The following is a 20,950-nucleotide window of genomic DNA, read 5'->3' as shown; positions in this document are numbered from 1 at the left end:
GAGCGACCCCACCCCGACCCTCCCGATGGCCAAGGCACTCAACGCCGGGCTCGCGGCCGCGATGCAGGCGGACGACAAGGTCCTGCTGATGGGCGAGGACATCGGCCAGCTCGGCGGTGTCTTCCGCATCACCGAGGGCCTGCAGGACCGCTTCGGCCCCGAGCGCGTGCGGGACACCCCGCTCGCCGAGGCCGGCATCATCGGCACCGCGATCGGCCTCGCCCTGCGCGGCTACCGTCCGGTCGTCGAGATCCAGTTCGACGGGTTCGTCTGGCCGGGCTTCGACCAGATCACCTCGCAGCTCGCGAAGATGGCGAACCGGCTGCCGGCGCACATGTCACTGCCGGTCGTCATCCGCATCCCCTACGGCGGTCACATCGGCGCCGTGGAGCACCACCAGGAGTCCCCGGAGGCGTACTTCGCGCACACCCCGGGCCTCCGCGTGGTGAGCCCGAGCACGCCGAACGACGCCTACTGGATGATCCAGGAGGCGATCGCCTCGAAGGACCCGGTGGTCTTCCTCGAGCCGAAGTCCCGCTACTGGCCGAAGGGCCAGGTGGACCTGGTCGACGGCCACGTCCCGATGCACACGACGCGCGTCGCCCGCACCGGCACCGAGGTCACCCTCGTCGGCCACGGCGCGATGGTCGCCACGCTCATGCAGGCCGCCGAGCTCGCCGAGTCCGAGGGCACCAGCTGCGAGGTCATCGACCTCCGCTCGATCTCCCCGATCGACTGGGAGCCGCTGCTGGCGTCCGTCCGGAAGACCGGTCGGCTCGTCATCGCGCAGGAGGCCTCCGGCTTCGTGAGCGTCGGCAGCGAGATCGCCGCGACGGTCGCCGAGAAGGCGTTCTACACGATGCAGGCGCCGCCGCTCCGGGTCTCCGGGTTCGACATCCCGTTCCCGGTCTCCAAGCTGGAGCACCTGCACCTGCCGGACGCCGACCGCGTCCTCGAGGCCGTCGACCGCGCCCTCGCCTACTGACACCCTGACCGAGCACGACCCGAACGCCGAAGGAGCCGACGTGGCCGCCGCCGAATTCCCCCTGCCCGACGTGGGCGAAGGCCTGACCGAGGCCGAGATCGTGCAGTGGCGCGTCGCGATCGGGGACGAGATCGCCGTCGACCAGGTGCTCGTCGAGATCGAGACCGCGAAGTCCCTGGTGGAGCTGCCGTCGCCGTTCGCCGGCACCGTCACCGGGCTCCTCGTGTCCGAGGGCGACACCGTCGAGGTCGGCAAGCCGATCATCCGGGTCGACTCCGACGCGTCGGTCGCCTCCGGTGCGCCGGTCCCGTCGACCCAGCCTGGAGGCGCGGCTCCCGTCGCGGACAGCGTCCCGGCCTCGCCGGACGTCACGGCCACCCCGCCGGCACCGCCCGCACCCGCGGCTCCGGTCGCGCAGACCCCGGCAGCGCCCGCGCCGGTCGCCGCTCCGGCGCCGGCCGCAGCGCCTGCGGCAGCCGCCCCCGCGCCAGCGCAGCCGGTCGCCGACGGCGCCTCCGTCGTCGGTACCGACGAGTCGTCCGGCGCCGTCCTCGTCGGCTACGGCTCCGCGACCTCGTCCCCGTCCCGTCGGAAGCCGGGTGCCCGCCGGGCCGCAGCCCTCGCGGCCGAGGCGAGCCGTGCCTCCAGTGCGGATGCCGCAGCAGCGGCCGAAGCCGCCACCGATCCCGGAGAGGAGAGCACCGCCGAGGCGATCAGCGCGCTCGGCTCGGGGTCCGGGCGCAAGCAGACCACCGCGACCAACGTCCTCGCGAAGCCGCCGATCCGGAAGCTCGCGAAGGACCTCGGCGTCGAGCTGACCGAGATCGTCGCGACCGGTCTCGCGGGTGAGGTCACCCGAGACGACGTCATCCGGCACGCGAAGCAGGCCAGCGTCTTCCGCAACATCGAGACGCCCGAGTGGGGCGACGTCCGCAGCGAGACGATCCCGGTCAAGGGCGTCCGCAAGGCGATCGCGACCGCGATGACGACGTCGGCGTTCACCGCGCCGCACGTCTCGCTGTTCGTCGACGTCGACGCGACCCGCACGATGGAGTTCGTCAAGCGCCTGAAGTCCTCGCCGACGTTCGCCGGCGTGAAGGTCTCGCCGCTGCTCCTCGTCGCGAAGGCCGTGATCTGGGCCGTCCGCCGCAACCGCTCGGTGAACTCGACGTGGACCGACCGCGAGATCATCGTGCACCACTTCGTGAACCTCGGCATCGCCGCGGCCACCCCGCGTGGGCTCATCGTGCCGAACATCAAGGACGCGCAGGACATGTCCCTGCTCGAGCTGGCCCAGGCCCTCGAGCAGCTCACCCTGACCGCCCGCGACGGCAAGACCACCCCGGCGCAGATGGCGAACGGCACGGTGTCGATCACGAACATCGGCGTGTTCGGCATGGACACCGGGACCCCGATCCTCAACCCGGGCGAGGTCGCGATCGTGGCGATGGGCACGATCAAGCCGAAGCCGTGGGTCGTCGACGGCGAGGTCCGGTCCCGCATGGTGACCACGATCGGTGCCTCGTTCGACCACCGGGTCGTCGACGGGGACGTGGCGTCGCGCTTCGTGCACGACGTGGCGTCGGTGCTCGAGGAGCCGGCGCTGCTGCTCGACTGACCGGACGCAGTCCTCCGCACGACTCGCGCCCGTTCGCGCGCCGTTCACCCGGATGTCGGTGGGCGGCGGGATGATCGACGCATGGTCCACCAGCTCCTGATGCCCCCGCAGGAGATCCGAACGGATCGCCTCCTGCTCACCCCGCTGACCCCCGCCGACATCGACGACGTGCACGACGTGTTCTCCGACGCCCGGACGTGGACCCACCTGCCCGCCGGTCGGCACACGGTGCGGGCGTCGACCGTGGACCTCGTCCAGCGCAAGATCGGTGGTCGCGCTCGTCACGGCCTCGGGTCGTGGGCGGTGCGCTCGGCTGCGGACCACGCGTTCCTCGGGGTCGGCGGTGTCGACATGACCGCCGCCGGGGTGTGGAACCTCGGGTACCGGCTGGCACCGTCGGCGTGGGGCAACGGCTACGCGACGGAGATCGCCCGCGCCGCCGTCAGTGCTGCGCACGAGGTCGCACCCGACGTCCCGATCACGGGTCGGGTGCTCACGAACAACCCGGCGTCGGCCGCGGTGCTCGAGCGGGCGGGGTTGTCGCTCGTGTGGCAGGGATCGACGTCCGCCACGCTGCCGACCGGTGTCGAGCGTCAGGTGTGGGCAGACCGGGCGCTCTCACGGACGCAGCGGGCCTGGCTCGTCGCCAACGCCTGAGTCCCCGGTCGACCGACGCGGGGCCGTCGCAGCGGCAGTGATCGCGCTGATCACCAGGAGCACCCCGGCGAGCGGTGCGACCTCGGCCGGACCGACGGTGAGCAGGACGATCGCGACGAGGGCGACCACACCGAGCACGACGTGGCTCACCGCAGCGCCCCGAACAGCACGTCGGCCTCGCGCGGCAACTCCGTGCGCAGCGACCACTGCACCGTGTTCCAGTCGTGGCCGCTGCCGGGCGCGAACGCGACGTCGCAGTGCGCCCCGGCCTTCCGTGCAGCGGTCCCGAGCGCGCGGGCGTTCCGACTGAACGCGTGGTCGGAGGACCCCGCCGTCAGCCAGACGGTGTGTCCGCCCAGCCCGTGCGCCCGCATCTGTGCGATCGGGGCAGCCGCCTTCCACGCCGCCACCGAGCCGCCGAACGCCTGGTCGGCGCTGTGCTGCGGGCTCTGGTCGATGGGCTGCAGCTCGCTCGAGATCGCGAGGGCCGCCCCGAACCGGTCGGGCGCTCCGGTGAGGAACTGCATGGCGCAGGTCGCTCCCTGCGAGAAGCCGACGAGGCCCCAGGCCCGGCGGTCTGGTGTGACGGGCAGGTGGGCGGTGAGCCATCGGGGGACGTCCTCGGTGACGTAGGTCGCCGACCTCCCGAGTCGCGAGTCGACGCACATGGTGTTCAGCCCTGGCGCCGAGAGCTGGTCGACGGACACGACGATCGGCGCGCGGCCGTGGTGCGCAGCGGCGTAGGCATCGAGCACGGTGCCCATCTGCCCGGCGGTGAACATGTCGCTCGGGGCTCCGGGCTGGCCGGCGAACGCGAGCACGACGGGCAGCGGAGCGGGATCGCGGACGAGGGCGGCCGGCGGCAGGTAGACGATCGCGGGACGGGCGGGGAAGCCGGAGCGTGCGCCGGGGATGTCGACGGTGCGGACCTCGCCGACGGAGGGCAGGGCCCTCGCCGGCGCCGCGTGCAGGTCGAGCGACGGGTAGGGGTCGCTCTGCACGACGGTCCCGAGCGTCGGGTACTTGGCGAACTCGACGTTCACCCCGAGTGCGGGGACGAGGAGCGCTGCCGGCACGAGCACCACGGCGAGCACCCGGCGCCAGCGCCCGCCCTGCACGATGCCCGTGACCGCCAGGGCGAGACCGGCCGCCGCGATCGCGATCCACATCCGGGTGACCGGACTGAGCGCGACCCCGAACACGTTGAGGACGTCGCTCACGATCCAGCAGAGGACGAGCACGACGAGGGCTGCCGCGACGGCGATCGCGCCACGGAGCCCGACGGACCGCCACGCACGGCGATCCCGCCACGACCTGACGACCGGCAGCAGCACGACGACCGCGAGCACCGTGAAGGCGACGTCGATCGGGACGAGCTTCGACGGTGCCTGCAGCTGCGTCGCGAGCAGCCACTCGGTCGGGCTCACGAGCGCGACGCCGCAGTGCCGCGGTGCGCCTGCCGCAGCGCCCACAGGTGCTTCGGCCGGAGCCCCGGGACGTACGCCGACGCCAGCGCCCGGGCCACCCGCGGCACGTGCAGGGCCGTGGGGACGACGATCCAGAGCGGCTCGTGTCGTGCGCCGAACTTCTCCTTGAAGCGCTGCAGCGACCGGAACCCGTACACGGGCTCGAGCACGCGGGCGAGGAGCATCGACCCGCGGGCGACCAACGACCCGGCGCCGGCGTGGGCGGCCAGCGGTGTGCCGGAGAGGCTGATCGTGGTGAGGCCGGCGTCTCGGGCCCGGAGTGCCGTGCGGGCGATGAGGAACTCCATCACGCCGGGCATCCCGTCCTCGCCGCGGCGCATGACGTCGAGTGTGTACCCGGTCAGCGTGCCGTGCTCGTACACCGGCAGCCAGCTCGTGACGGCCGTCACGTGGCCGTCCGGCGCGACGGCGAGCATGAGTCGGACGTCCGGGTCGTCGAGCTCGCGGAAGCCGCCGAGGGTGAACCCCATCTCGGGCAGTCGACGGTCGGCGGCCCAGCGGGTGCAGATCGCCTCGACCTCGGCGCGACGGGTGTCGTCGAGTGCGCCGAACGTGGTCCACTCGTCGCGGACGCCTTCCCGGTCTGCCCGGTTCGACGCCGTCCGGAGGTCCTGACGCTTCTTCCCGCGCAGGTCGAACGCGGTGACGTCGAGCACGGACTCGACCCCGACGGGCAGGGCGGACCAGCCCTCGGCGACGAGGATCTCCCGCACCGGCTCGTGCACACTCGTGAACGCGGGCACCCAGCCGTTCCGCTCGCAGAACGCCGTGAACGCCGCCAGCACTGCGGCGCGGTCGGCCGCGGCGCACGCCGGGTCGGACACGGTCAGGGCGACGTCGCCGCGCACACGGTACGCGACCGCGCCGAGTCCGCCGGGGTGCGTCCAGGTCGCGTTCCCGCGCCAGGTGCCCATGTGCCCGAGGGTCCCGGCGTCGCCGTCGCGGAGCATCTCGACGAGGTCGTCGCGGCAGGGGCCCGCCGCGCGGAACCGCTTGCGGACGAGCCGTCCGTGCAGCCCGAGGACGGCGAGCAGGACGGCGGCGGGCACGAGCCACGCACCGAGGAGCGTCACCTGCCACTCCAGCGCGTCGAGCCCGAGCCCCTGCCAGTGGACGGCGTCGGAGCGCATCGGCTCGATGACGAACACGTCGACGAGCACCACGGTCAGGACGACGAGGACGCCGGTCGCCAGGGCGAACCCGGCGGGCCGGCCTCGGTGCACAAGCCAGGCCGCGCAGAGGAGCAGGACGCCGACGACGACGACCGACCGGTCGCTCATCGCGTCCACGAAGACGGACAGCACGCCGTCGGGGTCCGGCACGACGAGGGTCACGAGCGTCCCCGCGCCGAGCGCGATGAGCGCGCTCACGACGAGCGTGCGTGCGCGCACGGCATCGCGGGTGGTGCGGGTTTCCGGACTGGAGGCGCGGCGCACGACGACCACGCCGGCTGCGGTCCCGAGCAGGGTCGCCAGGGCACGCGCCAGGTCCGACCCGTGGCCGGCGAACAGGACGAGCGTCAGCACCACGGTCCACAGGGCGGTCCGGGTCCGCCACCGGTGCTGCGTCGGCATCGCGGCGGTGGCGGCACCGAGCAGCGCCGCGGCCACGATCGAGGGCGCGAAGAGGGGCTGCCCGACGGCGAACTCGGCGTGCGCCTCACCGAACGCGGCGCCGATCGACACCGTCGCCAGCGTCCCGAGCACGGCGAGCGCAGGTGCGCCGACGCCGATCACGAGGGTCCGGAGGGAACCGAGGGAGCGTTCGGCGAGGACCGTCGTGAGTGCCACCGCGACGAGCGCCAGGCAGGCGACGGGCGGGTGGTGCGGGAAGTCCGGCTCCGCGTGGGCCATCCGGGCGGAGACGACGAGGACGCCCGCCACGACGGTCACGACGACGGAGACCGGGAAGCGACTGAGTCGTCCGAGCAGAGCTTGAGGGGCCACGATCTCATCCCAGCCGGTCGCGGTCGTCGCGTCATCGCTCCGCGGTGTGAACCACGATGGCCGATCGGCCATCCCGGCTGGCTCGGAGGATGACCGTCAGACGGTGCGGACCGCCGGCACGTGCTCGACGGGGAGCCGCAGGTGCAGCGCGAACCCGTCGTCCGGCTGCGGACCGGACTCCATGCTCCCGCCGAGGAGCGACGCACGCTCACCGAGGCCGATCAGCCCGAGCCCGGACCCTGGTAGCTCGAGCCGGTCCGCCCGCGCCGGCCCGTTCACGACGTCCACGAGCACCTGTCCGGCGTGGATCCGGCCGCTCACCCGGACGGTCGCGTCCGGGGCGTGCTTCCGGACGTTCGTCAGCCCCTCCTGGACGAACCGGTACACGGCGCGCTGGAGCGGTTGCGCGAGGGTGTCCGGCAGGTCGACGGTCGTGCTGGTCTCCAGGCCGCTCTCGGCGACGAGCCGCGGCAGGTCGGCGAGCACGGGCTGCGGGGCGATCTCGCGGTCGGTGCCACCGGAGGCCCGGAGCACCTGCACCATCTCGCGCAGTTCCTGCAGGGTCACGACGCACAGCTGCCGGATCGTGCGGGCGAACCCGCGCTCGGCCTCGTCCCGCCCGGCCATCTGCATCGCCCCGGCCTGCACGGCGATGAGGGTGACCTGGTGCGAGACGACGTCGTGCATCTCCCGCGCGAGCAGCGCCCGTTCGCGGGAGAGCGCCACGGCGGCGGCCTGTCGGCGTTCGTCCTCGCGGGCGCGGTGGACCTCGGCGAGCTGCTCGGTCAGGCGCGCACGGGTCTGCACGAGCAGTCCGACGGCCAGGGGCCCGAGCGCGAAGATGAGGGCGTAGACGACGGACACGACGATCTCGTCGAGGGTCTGCGGCGGCCCGACGAACCCGCCGAACCCGACGAACTGCACGAGCGCGGCGAGGAGCATGAGCCACCGGCGGTCCGTGCGCTCCCCGAGCGTGAACAGCGCGATGCTGGCGGCGACCACCGCGGACCCGACGAACAGCCCGGGCATCGTCAGGGCGAACGCGAGCACCGGGAAGCGGCGGCGGATCAGCAGCGCCGCTGCGGCGAGCAGCGACAGCCACGTCTCGACCGTCGTGGCTCCGGAGATGTCGAGCACGGCGTCGGCGACGGCGGCCGCGACGAAGAACGCGTCGACCAGCCACCAGGGTGCCCGGTGGGTGCGCACCCAACGCAGGCCGGCGTCGACGAGGCGGTCGAGCCTCCCGTCGGTCGCGGTGAGGACCCGACGGAGGCGGGTGGCCGTCGGCTGCTCAGCCATCCAGCAGTCCTGCCTCGGCCGCACGCAGTGCGAGCTGGACCCGGGTCGGGACGCCGAACGCGGCGAGGAGGCCGCGGACGTCCTCCTTGACGGTGCCGGTGCTCACGCCGAGGCGTTGGCCGATGTCCGGGTTGCTCGCGCCGTCGGCGACCAGCCGGAGCACGGCGCGCTCGCGGTCGGACAGCGACGGCGGCACGTGCCCGGGCAGGCGTGGGGCGAAGAGCCGCGACCGGTCGACACCCGGTGCGAGGACCACGCCGCCCCGGGCGAGGACCCGGACGTACTCGGCCAGCGCCTCGGGGTCGGTGTCCTTGAGCAGGAACCCCGCGGCCCCGAGCTCCATCGCCTGGCCGACGTACTCGTCCGTGTCGAACGTCGTCAGCATCGCGACCGCCGGGGGATCCGCGAGCGTCTGCAGCTCGCGGAGGACCTCGAGGCCGTTCACCCGCGGCATCCGCACGTCGAGCAGCACGACGTCGGGCGCGTGCGTCCGGATGACCTGCACGGCCTCGACGTCGCCGGTCGTGGCCACGACGTCGATGTCCGGCGCGGCTCCGAGGATCAGCTCGAAGCCGTAGCGGACGAGCGTTTCGTCGTCGACGATCACCACGGTTGTCACGGCCGTCATCTTGTCATGCACGTTGGCGTTCGGAGAGGGACTCGCTACTGTGATGCGAACTGGTCATGTCCGCGCATGACCACCAAGACGACCAGCGACGGAGCACGAGGGACGCATGACGAGCCGCATCACCGAGGGCGCCGAGCCGAAGCACCAGCAGCTGCGGCGCATCCTCCTCGAGCTCGCCACCTCGCGCCTCGCGCCCGGCGCCGCGATCCCCTCCGAACGGCAGCTCATCGCCGAGTACGGCGTCTCGCGGATCACCGTGCGTGAGGCCCTCGGGCAGCTCGTCAACGAGGGCTACCTGGAGCGCGTCCGCGGCAAGGGCACCTTCGTGGCGCACCGTCCCGTGCAGTCCACGCTGCACCTGGCGTCCTTCACCGAGGAGATGCGTGCGATGGGGCACGTGCCCACGACGGTCGTGCTCGTGCGCGAGGAGCGGATCCCACCGAAGGACACCGCCGCCGCGCTGCGCCTGGACCCGGACGTCCCGGCCTTCCACGTGAAGCGTCTGCGGATGGCCGACGGTGCCCCGGTGTCGATCGACGACGCCTGGCTCGTGGCGGACGCGTTCCCCGGGTTGCTCGACCACGACCTGTCCGGGTCCGTCTACTCGATCATCGCGACCGAGTACGGCACGCCCATCGACCGGGCGCAGCAGACCGTCGCGGCGAACCCCGCGGCGGACGACGTGGCGACCCTGCTCGGGACGAAGACGGGTGCGCCGGTGCTGGAGTTCGACCGGGTGTCGTACACGGGGGAGCGCCCCGTGGAGCACACCCGCTCGTGGTACCGGTCGGACCGGTACCGCGTGCAGATGGAGGTCACGGCGACGGCGCCGCAGGTGGTCGCGTAGCGCCGCGCCGGTCTGCGCCGGTCCGCGCGGGTTCACGCCGGTCCGGGGTACGCGAAAGCGACAGTCTGCCGGCGCACGAATGCGTCAGGTGCGCGAAAGCGACAGTGTGCTGCCGGCTTCCGGCAGCACACTGTCGCTTTGGCGAGGGTCGGGCCTGGAGGCGCGTGGTGCGCCCGTCGGGCGACTACGCCTCGTAGAGGGCGTCGCCCTCGCGGACGGTCGTGCCGACGGTGCCCTGCGCGATCGAGTCCGGCGCGGAGCCGAGCACCACGACGGGGCAGATCGGCGAGTAGCCGGCCGCCGAGATCACCGAGGGGGTGAACCGGACGACGGGGTCACCGGCGGAGACGGTGTCGCCCTCCGTCGCGAGGAGCTCGAAGCCCTCGCCCGAGAGCTTCACGGTGTCGATGCCGACGTGCACGAGGACGTCGGTCCCCGCCGAACCCTGCAGGGCGAACGCGTGCGGGTGCAGCTTCACGATGGTGCCGTCGACGGGCGCCACCGCGGTGACCGCGCCCTCGACGCCGGTCGGGTCCACCGCGACGCCGGCGCCGACGAGCTGCCCGGCGAACACCGGGTCGGGCACGTCGGCGAGTGCGACGACCGGGCCCGCGAACGGGGTCCGGACGCTCGTCACAGTTCGTCCTGGATGTCCTGCGCGAGGTTGTCGGCGACCGTGCCGACGATGACCTGCCAGCCGGTGCCGCCACCGACGACGGCCTGGGCGCCGGCGGCCTGCAGTGCGGCCTTGTCGACGAGGTCTCCGTCCTCCACCTCGACGCGGAGGCGCGTGATGCAGCCCTCGACCTCTTCGATGTTCTCCACCCCGCCCAGCGCGGCGATGATGTCAGCGGCCTTGATGTCAGCCATCGGTTCCTCCTCGTTCAGGGTGTGAGCGCCAGGTTGACATGCGCCCGGTCTCGGTTCAGACTACGGAACTGGTCATGACCGGACAGGACCGGACCTGGTGATACCGCCGAGGTTACCTGCGCTGGCTGCACGACTCAACTCACCCCGACAGCTCCACCCAATGACGAGAGGACTTCCGATGAGCACCACCACTGCCACGGACGTGCCGGAGAAGAAGCCGAAGAAGCAGTCCAAGGTCTTCGCGAACGCCCAGCGACTCGGACGCAGCCTGCTGCTCCCGATCGCGGTCATGCCGGCGGCGGGCATCCTGAACCGCATCGGTCAGCCCGACCTCCTCGGCGCCATCCCCGGCTTCGAGACGGGCGCCAGCGTCATCTCCGCCGCCGGGCAGGCCGTGTTCACCTGGCTCCCCCTGCTCTTCGCCGTCGGCATCGCCATCGGGTGGGCGAAGAAGTCGGACGGCACCACGGCCCTCGCCGCCGTCGTCGGTTACATGGTCATGTACCAGGTCTTCGCCGTCATGTCGCCGATCGTCCTGGCGGGTGTGAAGGACGCGAACGGAGACCAGGCCACGATCAACTTCGGTGTCCTCGGCGGCATCGTCATGGGTCTGGTGTCCGCAGGGTTGTGGACACGTTTCCACCGCACGAAGATGCCCGACTTCCTCGGCTTCTTCTCGGGACGTCGTCTCGTCCCGATCCTGACGGCAGCAGCGGCCCTCGTCATCGCCGTGCTCATGTCGTTCGTGTACCGCTACTTCGACATCGCGCTCACCGCTGCCGGTACCGCCGTGGCGGACAACGCCGTCATCGGTGGCGGCATCTTCGGGTTCGCGAACCGCATGCTCATCCCGGTCGGCCTGCACCAGCTGCTGAACTTCTTCCCGTGGTTCCAGCTCGGCAGCTTCAACGCCGGTGGCACGATCTGGCACGGTGACATCGCCCGCTTCCTCAACGGCGACCCGACCGCTGGCATCTTCCAGACCGGCTTCTTCCCGATCATGATGTTCGCGCTGCCCGCGGGTGCCCTCGCCATCTGGCGCAACGCCAAGCCGCAGAACCGCAAGCTCGTCGGCGGCATCATGCTCTCGGCCGCGCTCACCTCGTTCGTGACCGGCATCACCGAGCCCCTCGAGTACTCGTTCATGTTCGTGGCGTTCCCGCTCTACGTCATCCACGCGGTCCTGACGGGCACGTCGCTCGCCCTCGTGAACGCGCTCGGGATCCACGACGGGTTCTCGTTCTCGGCCGGTGCGATCGACTACGTCCTGAACTTCGGCAAGGCCGACGGGGCGATCTGGCTCATCCCGATCGGCCTCGGGTACGCGGTGGTCTACTACTTCCTGTTCAGCTTCGTGATCAAGAAGTGGAACCTCCGCACGCCGGGGCGTGAGGACGACACGATCGCGGAGAACACGATCGACGCGGCCACGAAGCCGTAGACGTCACCATCTGAGGGACCGGAGGCGCGGTGCCAGCTGGCGCCGCGCCTCCTGTCCGTCATCCGGTTGATACTGGTTTTGACAACCGTTATCAACTAGCCCTACGCTCGAGGACATGCACAACCGTCTCCTCGCCCTGCCGCTCGTCGCCGGCGCCGCCGCGCTCGCCCTGACCGGGTGCGCGACGTCTTCTGCCTCCGGTGACGCCTCGGGCGACGACACCGTCCGGGTCGTCGCCTCCACGAACGTCTACGGCTCGATCGTCGAGGAGATCGGCGGCGACCACGTCTCCGTCACGAGCATCCTGAACGACCCGTCGCAGGACCCGCACTCGTTCGAGTCGAGCGCGAAGACGCAGCTCGCCGTGTCGAAGGCCGACCTGCTCATCGAGAACGGCGGCGGCTACGACGACTTCATGACCACGCTCGCCGACGCGTCGAGCACCAAGGCCGACACGATCAACGTCGTGCAGCTGTCCGGCCTCGACAAGGGCGGGGACGCCGAGTTCAACGAGCACGTGTTCTACAGCTACCCGACGATGGTGAAGCTCGTCGCCGACGTGTCGAAGCGCCTCGGTGAGCTCGACAGCGCGGACAAGAGCGAGTTCGCGAAGAACGCCGACGCGCTGACGACGAAGCTCGAGGGGCTCGAGTCGACGACCGCCGACCTGAAGAAGACGTACGCGGGCGAGAAGGTCTCCTACACCGAGCCCGTGCCCGGCTACCTGTTCGACGCGATCGGGCTCGACAACGTCACGCCCGAGGCCTTCTCCGAGGCGATCGAGGAAGGCGACGACGTCCCGCCGGCCGCGCTCAACGACACCCTCAAGCTGTTCACGAACAAGACCGTGAAGGTCCTGGCGTACAACGACCAGACCTCCAGCCCGGAGACCGAACAGGTCAAGAAGGCCGCCGAGGACAACGGGATCCCGGTCGTCGGTGTCACGGAGACGCTCCCGAAGGGGGAGGATTACGTCTCGTGGCAGCAGGCGAACATCGACGCGGTGCAGGCGGCGCTCCAGAAGTGACCACCCTCCAGACTCCCTCGCGAACCGTCACTGCCGCCGGCAGTGGCGGTTCCGCCGTGCTCGCGCTGCGGGACGCCGAGCTCTCCTACGGTGCGCGCCGGCTCTGGTCGCACCTCGACCTCGACCTGGCGCCGGGTGAGTTCGTCGCCGTGCTCGGGCCGAACGGTGCCGGCAAGACCTCACTGCTGCGGACCGTCCTGGGCCAGCAGCGGCTGACCTCGGGCACGATGTCGTTCCTCGGCCAGCCGGTCCGTCGCGGGCACCGCAAGATCGGGTACATCCCGCAGCAGCGACTGATGGACCCCGGCACGCCGCTCCGCGCACGGGACATGATCGCGCAGGGCGTCACCGGGTCGCGGTGGGGGATCCTGCCCGCGAGCCGTGCCGAGCGCGCCCGGGTCGACCGCATCCTCGACGAGGTCGGCGCGACGGCGTTCGCGGACGCCCCGGTCGCCGAGCTGTCCGGCGGGGAGCAGCAGCGCACCCGCGTCGGGCAGGCCATCGCCGCCGACCCCGCACTGCTGCTGTGCGACGAACCGCTCATCTCGCTCGACCTCCGCCACCAGCGCGGCGTCACCGAGCTCATCGACCGGCAGCGCCGACAGCGGGACGCAGCCGTGCTGTTCGTCACGCACGACGTGAACCCCATCCTCGACGTGGTGGACCGGGTGCTCTACATCGCCGGCGGGCGGTTCCGGATCGGCTCGCCGGACGAGGTCCTGCGCACCGACGTGCTCTCCGACCTGTACGGCACCCCCGTCGACGTGGTCCGCACGATGGGGCGGATCGTCATCGTCGGCGCCAACGACGCCCACGACCACCACTGCGACCCGGACCCGCACGCTCCGGCGCCGGACGAAGGGCGGATCTGATGGACGTCTGGTCGACGATCTTCTCGTTCCAGGACTACGGCGAGCTCGTCGTGCTCGTGCAGAACTCCATCTGGGCGGGTGCGGTGCTCGGCATCGTCGGTGGTCTGATCGGGCCGTTCGTGGTCGCCCGGAACATGCCCTTCGCGGTGCACGGCATCTCGGAGCTCTCGTTCGCGGGCGCGAGCGCGTCCCTGCTGCTCGGCGTCAACGTCGTCACGGGGTCGCTCGTCGGGTCGGTCATCGCGGCGCTCCTCATCGGACTGCTCGGCTCGAAGGCCCGCGACCGCAACTCGATCATCGCCGTGCTCATGCCGTTCGGGCTCGGGCTCGGCATCCTCTGCCTGGCGCTCTACAAGGGTCGGGCGGCGAACAAGTTCGGGCTGCTCACCGGTCAGATCGTCTCGGTGGACAACCCGCAGCTGACGTTCCTCATCGTCATCGCGGCGATCGTCGTGGCGACGCTGCTCGTGATCTGGCGTCCGCTGATGTTCGCGTCCGTCGACCCCGACGTCGCGGCGGCGGCCGGCATCCCGGTGCGGACCCTGGCGATCGTGTTCATGCTCGCCCTCGGCCTCGCGACCGCGGTGTCCGTGCAGATCGTCGGCGCGCTCCTCGTGCTCTCCCTGCTCGTCACCCCGGCGGCCGCGGCCCTTCGCCTCAGCTCGCACCCGGTGGTCGTGCCGATCCTGTCGACCGTGTTCGCGGTCGTGTCGGTCGTGGGCGGGATCCTGCTCGCCCTCGGCGGCGGACTGCCGATCAGCCCCTACGTCACGACGATCTCGTTCGCGATCTGGGTGGTCTGCCGCATCGTCGGCGGACGCAAGGACCGCCGTGGACGCGACCGGATCACGGGCCGGGACCAGCGTGGCGGGGGCGCACCGCGCCTCCAGGCCGGAACGCCGGACGCGTCCTCGGACGCGAGCCGCAAGGAAGGAGTCACCGCATGAACGCCGTGCAGAAGCCGAAGCGGAACACCTGGCAGCGCGAGGCCGTGCGCACCGCGCTCTCCAGCACCGAGGGGTTCGTGAGCGCCCAGGCGCTCCACCAGCACCTGCGGGACGACGGATCCACGATCGGACTGGCGACCGTGTACCGGGCGCTGTCCGACCTGGCGACCGAGGGTGACGCCGACTCCCTGCAGCAGGACGGCGAGTCGCTGTACCGCGCCTGCACGACCGACGCGCACCACCACCACCTGATCTGCCGGAACTGCGGCCGCACCGTCGAGATCGAGGCGGACCCGGTGGAGCGGTGGGCGCAGGAGGTCGCCTCGGCGAACGGCTTCACGAACGCCAGCCACGTTGTGGACATCTTCGGCGAGTGCGCATCGTGCACGGCAGCGCGCACCGGCGCGTAGTCTCCGCGTCATGCACGTGATCCTGGTTCCCGGATTCTGGCTCGACGCGAGCGCCTGGGACGAGGTGGCCCCGGTGCTGCGCGCCGCCGGCCACTCGGTCGAGGCGGTCACCCGCGACGGCGACACGCTCGACGAGCAGGTCGCCGCACTGGTCGAGAAGCTCGACGACGTCGCCACGCCTTCCGAGCCCGTGGTGCTCGCGGGGCATTCGGGGGCGGGGCCGATCGCGTACATGGCCGCGGACCAGCGGCCGTCGCTCGTCGCGCACCTGCTCTACGTCGACACGTTCCCCGGGCCGGAGGGCGGTTGCGTCAACGACGAGCTGCCCGTGGCGGACGGCGTCGTGCCGTTGCCCTCGTGGGACGTCTGGGAGCCGGCGACCGTGCGGGGCATGACGGCCGAGCTGCGGGAGGCCTTCGAGCACCGGGCGATCCCGGAGCCCGCCGCGGTGCCGTCCGATCGGTTCCACTACTCCGACGCTGCGCGGCACACGATCCCGGCGACGGTGATCACGTGCGAGATCCCGGCGACGGACCTCGCGACGATGGTGGCCGACCACCAGACCTGGGCGGCGGAACTCGTGGCGACCGAGGAGCTCTCGATCGTCGGGCTCGAGACGGGGCACTGGCCGATGTTCACGGCGCCGCAGGAGCTCGGCGAGCTCATGGTGCAGGCGTTGGCGCCAGCGCCGACCGCGGCGCCGTAGCGCGTCCGCGCTCGCGGGCGGGCGTCCGCGCATCCACTGAGCAGGAACCGTCGGGTGGCGGCACGTGACCCGACCATTTCTGCTGACTGGACGCACCCGCCGGACGTGGGGCGCGCCTCCAGGCCGACGACCGACGACCGACGTCCAACGACCGACGACGCAGCCGCGACCCCAGCGGTTTGCGACACGCCCGGTCGTCGCGTACGCTTGACCCTTGGTTCTCCGCGTCCGCGCGGCGAGCCCAGTTGTTCCAAGCCCTCCGACCGTCGCGAACGCCGCGGTCGCGCGGTGCTCACCGGCCCTTCGACAGGGTCAGCGGGCCTGGGCGGCGCGCACAACCCCCTCGCAGACAGCCCGGTCACCGACCGAGCCGCAGCGCGTGCGTGCCAGGCAAGTGAACTTGGGTGCGGCAGTCAGCCGCACGGTACCTCAGGAGGAAACCATGGCAGCAGTGTGCCAGGTGACCGGAGCCACCCCCGGCTTCGGACACAACATCTCGCACTCGCACCGCCGGACGAAGCGTCGCTTCGACCCGAACGTGCAGAAGAAGACGTACTACGTGCCCTCGCTTCGTCGTAACGTCACGCTCACGCTCAGCGCGAAGGGCATCAAGGTGATCGACGCACGCGGCATCGAGTCCGTCGTCAAGGATCTCCTCGCCCGTGGGGAGAAGATCTGATGGCCAAGAAGGGTCAGGACGTTCGTCCGATCATCAAGCTCCGCTCCACGGCGGGCACCGGGTTCACCTACGTGACCAAGAAGAACCGTCGCAACAACCCGGACCGTCTCGTGCTCAAGAAGTACGACCCGGTGATCCGCAAGCACGTCGACTTCCGTGAGGAGCGCTAAGCATGGCGAAGAAGAGCAAGATCGCGAAGAACAACCAGCGTGCCGAGATCATCGCGCGCTACGCCGAGCGTCGTCTCGAGTTGAAGAAGGCCCTCGTGGACCCGAACGGCTCCGACGAGTCGCGTGAGGCCGCCCGCGTCGGCCTGCAGAAGCTCCCGCGCGACGCGTCGCCGGTGCGCTACCGCAACCGCGACGCCATCGACGGCCGCCCCCGTGGCCACCTCGGTGAGTTCGGCATCAGCCGTGTCCGCTTCCGCGACATGGCCCACCGTGGCGAGCTGCCGGGCATCACGAAGAGCTCCTGGTAAGCACCTGCTTCCGCGAACGCCCCGTCACCCCAGTGGTGGCGGGGCGTTCGCCGTTCCCGACCCGTTTCGGGGGACATCTTCGTCACATCGGTCACTCCAGCCCCGTTGATACCCCGACAACCCCGGAAATCCGGGCGAGTCGGCGGGTTTCGTCCCAGGTGGCTGGTACGTTCGACTCCGGTTCCGCCGGGCAGCACGCCTGCGGTCCCGCGGCACGGGGCACCCGCTCCGGGCGCCGGACGAGAAGTCGTCCGACCGATACTGCAAGAAGTCCGAGGAGGACATCCATGGCTGACAAGTCACTGAACCGCACCGAGCTCGTCGCTGCCGTCGCGCAGGAGTCCGGCCAGAGCCAGGCCACCGTCAACGGCGTCGTCGACGCACTCTTCTCCGTCGTCTCTGGCTCGGTTGCCGACGGCACCAAGGTCACGATCCCCGGTTGGATCGCCTTCGAGAAGACCCACCGCGCCGCTCGCACCGGCCGCAACCCGCAGACGGGTGAGGCCATCGAGATCGCCGCGAGCGACTCGGTCAAGGTCAGCGCCGGCTCGAAGCTGAAGGCTGCGGTCAAGTAAGACTGCTTCCGCGTTGGAAGGGACGGCCTCGGCCGTCCCTTTCGTCGTTCCCGGGCAGCGTCGGTGCTCGGGTGCGCGTCCGCTGCGTGGTTGCTCCTCCACAGCCTGGAGGCACGGATCGCCGCCCACAGGTCGGCCCGCCCGATTCCGTGGCCGGGTGGGGCAGCGCCTAGGCTTGACGGGTGAACCGGATCGCGCGCATCGCCGGCCCCGCCGTGCTGCTGCTCGTCGGGTTCGTCTCCCTCCTGGTCGCCCTCGTCCTCGGGGGCGGGGCGAACGCCGCGCTCATCGCCGATCCGGGTGCCGTGGTGCGCTTCGGCCTCCCGATCGCCCGGCTGGTCGTCGACCTCTCCGCCGCGGCCACGATCGGCGGACTGGCCCTCGCGACCGTCGGGCTGTCCCGCACGGCTCCGGAGTGGAACCGCGCGATCGACGTCGCCGCCGGCGCCGCGGGCATCTGGACCGTGGCGTCCGCCGTCACGACGTTCTTCACCTTCCTCAGCGTCGCCGGCTCGAAGGTCAGCCTCGACGAGCAGTTCGGCCAGTCGATGGGCGTGTTCCTCACCGGCACCGACCTCGGGCTCGCCTGGCTCGTGACCGTCCTCGTCGCGGCTGCCGTCACGGTGCTGTGCTTCGCCGTGCGCTCGCGGGGGATGGTCGCCCTGACCGCCGGTGTCTCGATGATCGGGCTCATCCCGCTCGCGCAGCAGGGGCACGCCGCGGGCACGGCCAGCCACGACGCCGCGGTCACCGCGCTCGGCCTGCACCTGGTGGGCGCCGCGCTGTGGGTCGGCGGGCTCCTGATGCTCGTGCTGCTCCGGCCCGTGATCGACGGCGCTCGTCTGGCCGTGGTCGTCGGCCGGTACTCGAGCATCGCCCTCGGCTGCTTCGTGCTCGTCGCCGTGTCCGGGGTGGCCTCGGCGCAGATCCGCGTCGGCGCGTTCTCGAACCTGTTCACCGCCTACGGGGTGCTGGTGCTCGTCAAGACCGGGGCCATCGTCGCGATCGGCGTCCTCGGTGCCGTGCAGCGGCAGCGCGCCATCCGCTCCCTCACCGTCGCGCCCGGACATCGTCGTCCGTTCTGGCTGCTGATCGTCGTCGAACTCGCCGTCATGGGCGTCGCGAGCGGGTTCGCCGCGGCACTCGGTCGCACCGCGACCCCGGTCGACCAGATCGCGCTGAGCAAGACCACCGACCCGTCACCGGCCGAGCTGCTGACGGACGACACCCTGCCGCACGCCCCCGGGGCCTGGGGCTGGCTGACGGCGTGGAACGTCGACCTGTTCTGGCTGATGGCGGCCGTGCTCGTCGCGGCGACGTACGCGGCCGGGGTCGTCCGGCTCCGACGACGCGGCGAGCACTGGCCCGTCCGCCGCACGGTGGCGCTCGGCATCGCGCTCGTGTCGCTCGTCGTGGCGACCTCCGGCTCGCTCCACACGTACGACCGGTTCCTGGTGTCGGCGAACGTCGGCGCCCACCTGCTCCTCGGGCTCGTCGTCCCGGCGCTGCTCTGGGCCGCGGCGCCGGTGAGCCTGATCCGCGCGGCCGTGCACCCGCGTGACGACGACAGCACCGGCGTGCGCGAGTGGACCACCGTGCTGCTCGACAACGCCGCGGTGCGGTACCTCGTGCAGCCGTTCCCGGCGTTCGTGTTCCTCGCCGCCGTGTGGTGGGCGTTCTTCGCGACCGACGCGCTCCGCTGGTCCGTCAGCGACTCCACCGGGCGCACCGTGATCGACGTCGTGTTCCTGCTCGTCGGACTGCTCGCCGTCCCGAGCCTGCTCACGCCCGTCGCGGCCGGTGCACGACGGGCGTCGGTGCCCGCTGCACTCGTCCGGATCGCCGGTGCGGTCGTCGTCGCGGCCGGACTGGTCTCGCTCGGCATCGCGATGCGCGGGCCGCTCGGGCTCCTGCAGGCGTCGTGGTTCGGCGCGATGGGCAGGACGTGGGGACCGGCCCCGCTCGTCGACCAGGCTCGTGCCGGGGTCCTGCTCGTCGTCGCCGGTGCCGCAGTGCTCGTGACCGTCGTCGGGGTGGTGCTCGTCCGCGTGCGGCGCGAGCACCACGCCGGGATGGACGCCCGATGAGCGTCGAACTCAGCGCCGAGCAGCGCGCGGTCTTCGAGTACATCGAGCACACCCGTGACCACGTGTTCATCACCGGGCGTGCGGGGACGGGCAAGTCGACGCTCCTCAACCACCTGTCGTGGAACACTGAGAAGCAGGTCGTCATCTGTGCGCCGACCGGTGTCGCAGCGCTGAACGTCGGCGGCCAGACCATCCACTCGCTGTTCCGCCTGCCGATCGGCCTCATCGCCGACGCCGAGCTCCGACAGGGTCCGGAAACCCGCAAGCTCCTCAACACCATCGACACCCTCGTGATCGACGAGGTCTCGATGGTGAACGCCGACCTGCTCGACGCCATGGACCGCTCGCTTCGCAAGGCCCGCGGCCGCCAGTTCGAGGCGTTCGGCGGGGTGCAGGTGGTCATGTTCGGGGACCCGTACCAGCTGCCACCGGTGCCCGGCGACGGGGACGAGCGCGCGTACTTCACCGACCACTACCGCTCGATGTGGTTCTTCGACGCCAAGGTGTGGCTCGAGGCCGAGCTGCACATCGTCGAACTCGCGACCGTCCACCGGCAGCGCGACGACGCCTTCGCGGCGATGCTCACGGCGGTGCGGCACGGGCGGGTCACGGCTGACGTGGCCGGCCAGCTCAACGCCGCCGGGGCGCGACCCGCCCCGGACGACGCGATCACCCTGGCCACGCGCAACGACACCGTGGCGCGCATCAACAAGGCCGCGCTCGACCGGCTGCCGGGCAAGCTGAGGACGGCGCGGGCCGATGTCAACGGGGACTTCGGCGGGCGGAACTTCCCGGCCGACGAAGCCCTCGAGCTCAAGCCCGGCGCGCACGTGATGTTCCTGCGCAATGACCCCGACCAGCGCTGGGTGAACGGCACGCTCGGGATCGTGCAGACCATCCGGGACACCGTGTGGGTCGACGTCGACGGGGAGTCCTTCGAGGTCCAGCCGTCGGTGTGGGAGAAGTTCAAGTACTCCTACGACCCGGACAAGAAGGAACTCAAGAAGGACACCGTGGGGGAGTTCCAGCAGTTCCCGCTGCGCCTGGCGTGGGCGGTGACGATCCACAAGTCGCAGGGCAGCACGTACGACCGGGCCGTGGTGGATCTCGGCAACCGGGTGTTCAGCGCGGGGCAGACGTACGTCGCGTTGTCGCGCCTGACCTCGCTCGAGGGGCTCTACCTCACCCGGCCGCTGCGGCCGCAGGACATCATCGTGGACCTCGACGTCCGGCGCTTCATGTCCGAGGCGCCGCGCGTGGTGGCGACGGAACTCGAGGCCCCGAAGGCGCCGGAGCCCGACGACGACTGACACCCGGACGGCTCGCGGGCTCTCGAGGTCGCAAGAAGTGCCGCCGGAGCGCCGAGTGAGCGGCAGCGCGTGAGACCTCGG

Annotated in this window: 23 protein-coding genes; 16 read left to right on the top strand and 7 right to left on the bottom strand. The window is 71.4% G+C overall.

Going from position 1 to position 20,950, the window contains the following annotated elements:
* Positions 1-25: 25 nt before the first annotated feature.
* The 3 genes from CRP27_RS17620 to CRP27_RS17610 all read left to right on the top strand — a co-directional run bounded on the left by CRP27_RS17620 (position 26) and on the right by CRP27_RS17610 (position 3,260).
* Positions 26-985, top strand: coding sequence for an alpha-ketoacid dehydrogenase subunit beta (locus tag CRP27_RS17620; RefSeq protein ID WP_097181946.1), 960 nt, complete (start codon positions 26-28; stop codon positions 983-985).
* A 40-nt stretch (positions 986-1,025) separates the two neighbouring features.
* Positions 1,026-2,603 (top strand): dihydrolipoamide acetyltransferase family protein, encoded by a 1,578-nt coding sequence (locus CRP27_RS17615; RefSeq protein ID WP_097181905.1) that lies wholly within the window; start codon positions 1,026-1,028, stop codon positions 2,601-2,603.
* Between the two features lie 81 nt (positions 2,604-2,684).
* The gene (locus CRP27_RS17610; protein WP_097181904.1) at positions 2,685-3,260 is read left to right on the top strand and encodes a GNAT family N-acetyltransferase; all 576 of its coding nucleotides are present in this window, start codon (positions 2,685-2,687) and stop codon (positions 3,258-3,260) included.
* Here the strand turns inward: CRP27_RS17610 and CRP27_RS17605 are convergent.
* The 5 genes from CRP27_RS17605 to CRP27_RS17585 all read right to left on the bottom strand — a co-directional run bounded on the left by CRP27_RS17605 (position 3,222) and on the right by CRP27_RS17585 (position 8,620).
* Positions 3,222-3,410: a hypothetical protein gene (locus CRP27_RS17605; protein ID WP_097181903.1), complete on the bottom strand. Its 189-nt coding sequence runs from the start codon at positions 3,408-3,410 to the stop codon at positions 3,222-3,224. The two genes, CRP27_RS17610 and CRP27_RS17605, sit on opposite strands and share 39 nt — an antisense overlap.
* On the bottom strand, positions 3,407-4,687 hold the full coding sequence (locus tag CRP27_RS17600; RefSeq protein ID WP_141399817.1) for an esterase family protein: 1,281 nt from the start codon (positions 4,685-4,687) through the stop codon (positions 3,407-3,409). The genes CRP27_RS17605 and CRP27_RS17600 overlap by 4 nt, the downstream gene beginning before the upstream one ends.
* Positions 4,684-6,693 (bottom strand): bifunctional lysylphosphatidylglycerol flippase/synthetase MprF, encoded by a 2,010-nt coding sequence (locus CRP27_RS17595; RefSeq protein WP_176505672.1) that lies wholly within the window; start codon positions 6,691-6,693, stop codon positions 4,684-4,686. The genes CRP27_RS17600 and CRP27_RS17595 overlap by 4 nt, the downstream gene beginning before the upstream one ends.
* Positions 6,694-6,789: 96 nt before the next feature.
* Positions 6,790-7,992 (bottom strand): sensor histidine kinase, encoded by a 1,203-nt coding sequence (locus CRP27_RS17590; protein WP_097181900.1) that lies wholly within the window; start codon positions 7,990-7,992, stop codon positions 6,790-6,792.
* Complete coding sequence (locus tag CRP27_RS17585) at positions 7,985-8,620, bottom strand: response regulator transcription factor (RefSeq protein WP_097181899.1); 636 nt, start codon at positions 8,618-8,620, stop codon at positions 7,985-7,987. The genes CRP27_RS17590 and CRP27_RS17585 overlap by 8 nt, the downstream gene beginning before the upstream one ends.
* A gap of 106 nt (positions 8,621-8,726) precedes the next feature.
* Here CRP27_RS17585 and CRP27_RS17580 point away from each other — a divergent pair, with 106 nt between their 5' ends.
* On the top strand, positions 8,727-9,467 hold the full coding sequence (locus CRP27_RS17580; protein WP_097181898.1) for a GntR family transcriptional regulator: 741 nt from the start codon (positions 8,727-8,729) through the stop codon (positions 9,465-9,467).
* Between the two features lie 184 nt (positions 9,468-9,651).
* Here CRP27_RS17580 and CRP27_RS17575 read toward each other — a convergent pair whose 3' ends face one another.
* On the bottom strand, positions 9,652-10,104 hold the full coding sequence (locus CRP27_RS17575) for a glucose PTS transporter subunit IIA (RefSeq protein ID WP_097181897.1): 453 nt from the start codon (positions 10,102-10,104) through the stop codon (positions 9,652-9,654).
* On the bottom strand, positions 10,101-10,337 hold the full coding sequence (locus tag CRP27_RS17570; protein ID WP_097181896.1) for a PTS transporter subunit EIIB: 237 nt from the start codon (positions 10,335-10,337) through the stop codon (positions 10,101-10,103). Before CRP27_RS17570 ends, CRP27_RS17575 begins: the two co-directional genes overlap by 4 nt.
* A 178-nt stretch (positions 10,338-10,515) precedes the next feature.
* Here CRP27_RS17570 and CRP27_RS17565 point away from each other — a divergent pair, with 178 nt between their 5' ends.
* The 12 genes from CRP27_RS17565 (at position 10,516) to CRP27_RS17510 (ending at position 20,869) form a co-directional block, all read left to right on the top strand.
* Positions 10,516-11,778 (top strand): PTS transporter subunit EIIC, encoded by a 1,263-nt coding sequence (locus CRP27_RS17565; RefSeq protein ID WP_097181895.1) that lies wholly within the window; start codon positions 10,516-10,518, stop codon positions 11,776-11,778.
* 115 nt (positions 11,779-11,893) lie between these two features.
* Positions 11,894-12,805, top strand: a complete 912-nt coding sequence (locus tag CRP27_RS17560) for a metal ABC transporter solute-binding protein, Zn/Mn family (protein WP_097181894.1) — start codon at positions 11,894-11,896, stop codon at positions 12,803-12,805.
* The gene (locus CRP27_RS17555) at positions 12,802-13,677 is read left to right on the top strand and encodes a metal ABC transporter ATP-binding protein (RefSeq protein WP_097181893.1); all 876 of its coding nucleotides are present in this window, start codon (positions 12,802-12,804) and stop codon (positions 13,675-13,677) included. The genes CRP27_RS17560 and CRP27_RS17555 overlap by 4 nt, the downstream gene beginning before the upstream one ends.
* Entirely contained in the window at positions 13,677-14,624 is a 948-nt protein-coding gene (locus CRP27_RS17550) for a metal ABC transporter permease (protein ID WP_097181892.1), read from the top strand. Before CRP27_RS17555 ends, CRP27_RS17550 begins: the two co-directional genes overlap by 1 nt.
* Positions 14,621-15,034, top strand: coding sequence for a Fur family transcriptional regulator (locus CRP27_RS17545; RefSeq protein ID WP_097181891.1), 414 nt, complete (start codon positions 14,621-14,623; stop codon positions 15,032-15,034). Before CRP27_RS17550 ends, CRP27_RS17545 begins: the two co-directional genes overlap by 4 nt.
* Positions 15,035-15,044: 10 nt before the next feature.
* Positions 15,045-15,740 (top strand): alpha/beta fold hydrolase, encoded by a 696-nt coding sequence (locus CRP27_RS17540; protein WP_097181890.1) that lies wholly within the window; start codon positions 15,045-15,047, stop codon positions 15,738-15,740.
* 442 nt (positions 15,741-16,182) lie between these two features.
* The gene (gene rpmB, locus CRP27_RS17535; protein ID WP_022903747.1) at positions 16,183-16,419 is read left to right on the top strand and encodes a 50S ribosomal protein L28; all 237 of its coding nucleotides are present in this window, start codon (positions 16,183-16,185) and stop codon (positions 16,417-16,419) included.
* On the top strand, positions 16,419-16,589 hold the full coding sequence (gene rpmG, locus CRP27_RS17530) for a 50S ribosomal protein L33 (protein WP_022908193.1): 171 nt from the start codon (positions 16,419-16,421) through the stop codon (positions 16,587-16,589). Before rpmB ends, rpmG begins: the two co-directional genes overlap by 1 nt.
* A 2-nt stretch (positions 16,590-16,591) precedes the next feature.
* Positions 16,592-16,897, top strand: coding sequence for a 30S ribosomal protein S14 (gene rpsN / locus CRP27_RS17525; protein WP_070417144.1), 306 nt, complete (start codon positions 16,592-16,594; stop codon positions 16,895-16,897).
* A 287-nt stretch (positions 16,898-17,184) separates the two neighbouring features.
* A complete protein-coding gene (locus tag CRP27_RS17520) occupies positions 17,185-17,472 on the top strand; it encodes an HU family DNA-binding protein (protein ID WP_071299873.1) in 288 nt (95 codons plus the stop codon).
* A 182-nt stretch (positions 17,473-17,654) separates the two neighbouring features.
* Positions 17,655-19,559 carry a cytochrome c oxidase assembly protein gene (locus tag CRP27_RS17515; RefSeq protein WP_097181889.1) on the top strand — a complete coding sequence of 635 codons (1,905 nt, stop codon included), beginning with the start codon at positions 17,655-17,657 and terminating at the stop codon, positions 19,557-19,559.
* Entirely contained in the window at positions 19,556-20,869 is a 1,314-nt protein-coding gene (locus tag CRP27_RS17510) for an ATP-dependent RecD-like DNA helicase (RefSeq protein WP_097181888.1), read from the top strand. The genes CRP27_RS17515 and CRP27_RS17510 overlap by 4 nt, the downstream gene beginning before the upstream one ends.
* Positions 20,870-20,950: the final 81 nt, after the last annotated feature.

Source organism: Curtobacterium sp. 314Chir4.1, from assembly GCF_900215175.1.
In the GTDB taxonomy this organism is placed as follows: domain Bacteria; phylum Actinomycetota; class Actinomycetes; order Actinomycetales; family Microbacteriaceae; genus Curtobacterium; species Curtobacterium pusillum_A.
Note: the sequence above shows the minus strand (reverse complement) of the source record. Positions and strands in the feature narration are given on the sequence as shown.

Coding starts and splice junctions, on each gene's coding strand:
- CRP27_RS17540 (WP_097181890.1), top strand. CDS start 15,045: ATGCACGTGATCCTGGTTCCCGGATTCTGGCTCGACGCGAGCGCCTGG.
- CRP27_RS17610 (WP_097181904.1), top strand. CDS start 2,685: ATGGTCCACCAGCTCCTGATGCCCCCGCAGGAGATCCGAACGGATCGC.
- CRP27_RS17545 (WP_097181891.1), top strand. CDS start 14,621: ATGAACGCCGTGCAGAAGCCGAAGCGGAACACCTGGCAGCGCGAGGCC.
- CRP27_RS17565 (WP_097181895.1), top strand. CDS start 10,516: ATGAGCACCACCACTGCCACGGACGTGCCGGAGAAGAAGCCGAAGAAG.
- rpmG (WP_022908193.1), top strand. CDS start 16,419: ATGGCCAAGAAGGGTCAGGACGTTCGTCCGATCATCAAGCTCCGCTCC.
- rpsN (WP_070417144.1), top strand. CDS start 16,592: ATGGCGAAGAAGAGCAAGATCGCGAAGAACAACCAGCGTGCCGAGATC.
- CRP27_RS17520 (WP_071299873.1), top strand. CDS start 17,185: ATGGCTGACAAGTCACTGAACCGCACCGAGCTCGTCGCTGCCGTCGCG.
- CRP27_RS17620 (WP_097181946.1), top strand. CDS start 26: ATGGCCAAGGCACTCAACGCCGGGCTCGCGGCCGCGATGCAGGCGGAC.
- CRP27_RS17510 (WP_097181888.1), top strand. CDS start 19,556: ATGAGCGTCGAACTCAGCGCCGAGCAGCGCGCGGTCTTCGAGTACATC.
- rpmB (WP_022903747.1), top strand. CDS start 16,183: ATGGCAGCAGTGTGCCAGGTGACCGGAGCCACCCCCGGCTTCGGACAC.
- CRP27_RS17570 (WP_097181896.1), bottom strand. CDS start 10,337: ATGGCTGACATCAAGGCCGCTGACATCATCGCCGCGCTGGGCGGGGTG.
- CRP27_RS17590 (WP_097181900.1), bottom strand. CDS start 7,992: ATGGCTGAGCAGCCGACGGCCACCCGCCTCCGTCGGGTCCTCACCGCG.
- CRP27_RS17550 (WP_097181892.1), top strand. CDS start 13,677: ATGGACGTCTGGTCGACGATCTTCTCGTTCCAGGACTACGGCGAGCTC.
- CRP27_RS17560 (WP_097181894.1), top strand. CDS start 11,894: ATGCACAACCGTCTCCTCGCCCTGCCGCTCGTCGCCGGCGCCGCCGCG.
- CRP27_RS17585 (WP_097181899.1), bottom strand. CDS start 8,620: ATGACGGCCGTGACAACCGTGGTGATCGTCGACGACGAAACGCTCGTC.
- CRP27_RS17580 (WP_097181898.1), top strand. CDS start 8,727: ATGACGAGCCGCATCACCGAGGGCGCCGAGCCGAAGCACCAGCAGCTG.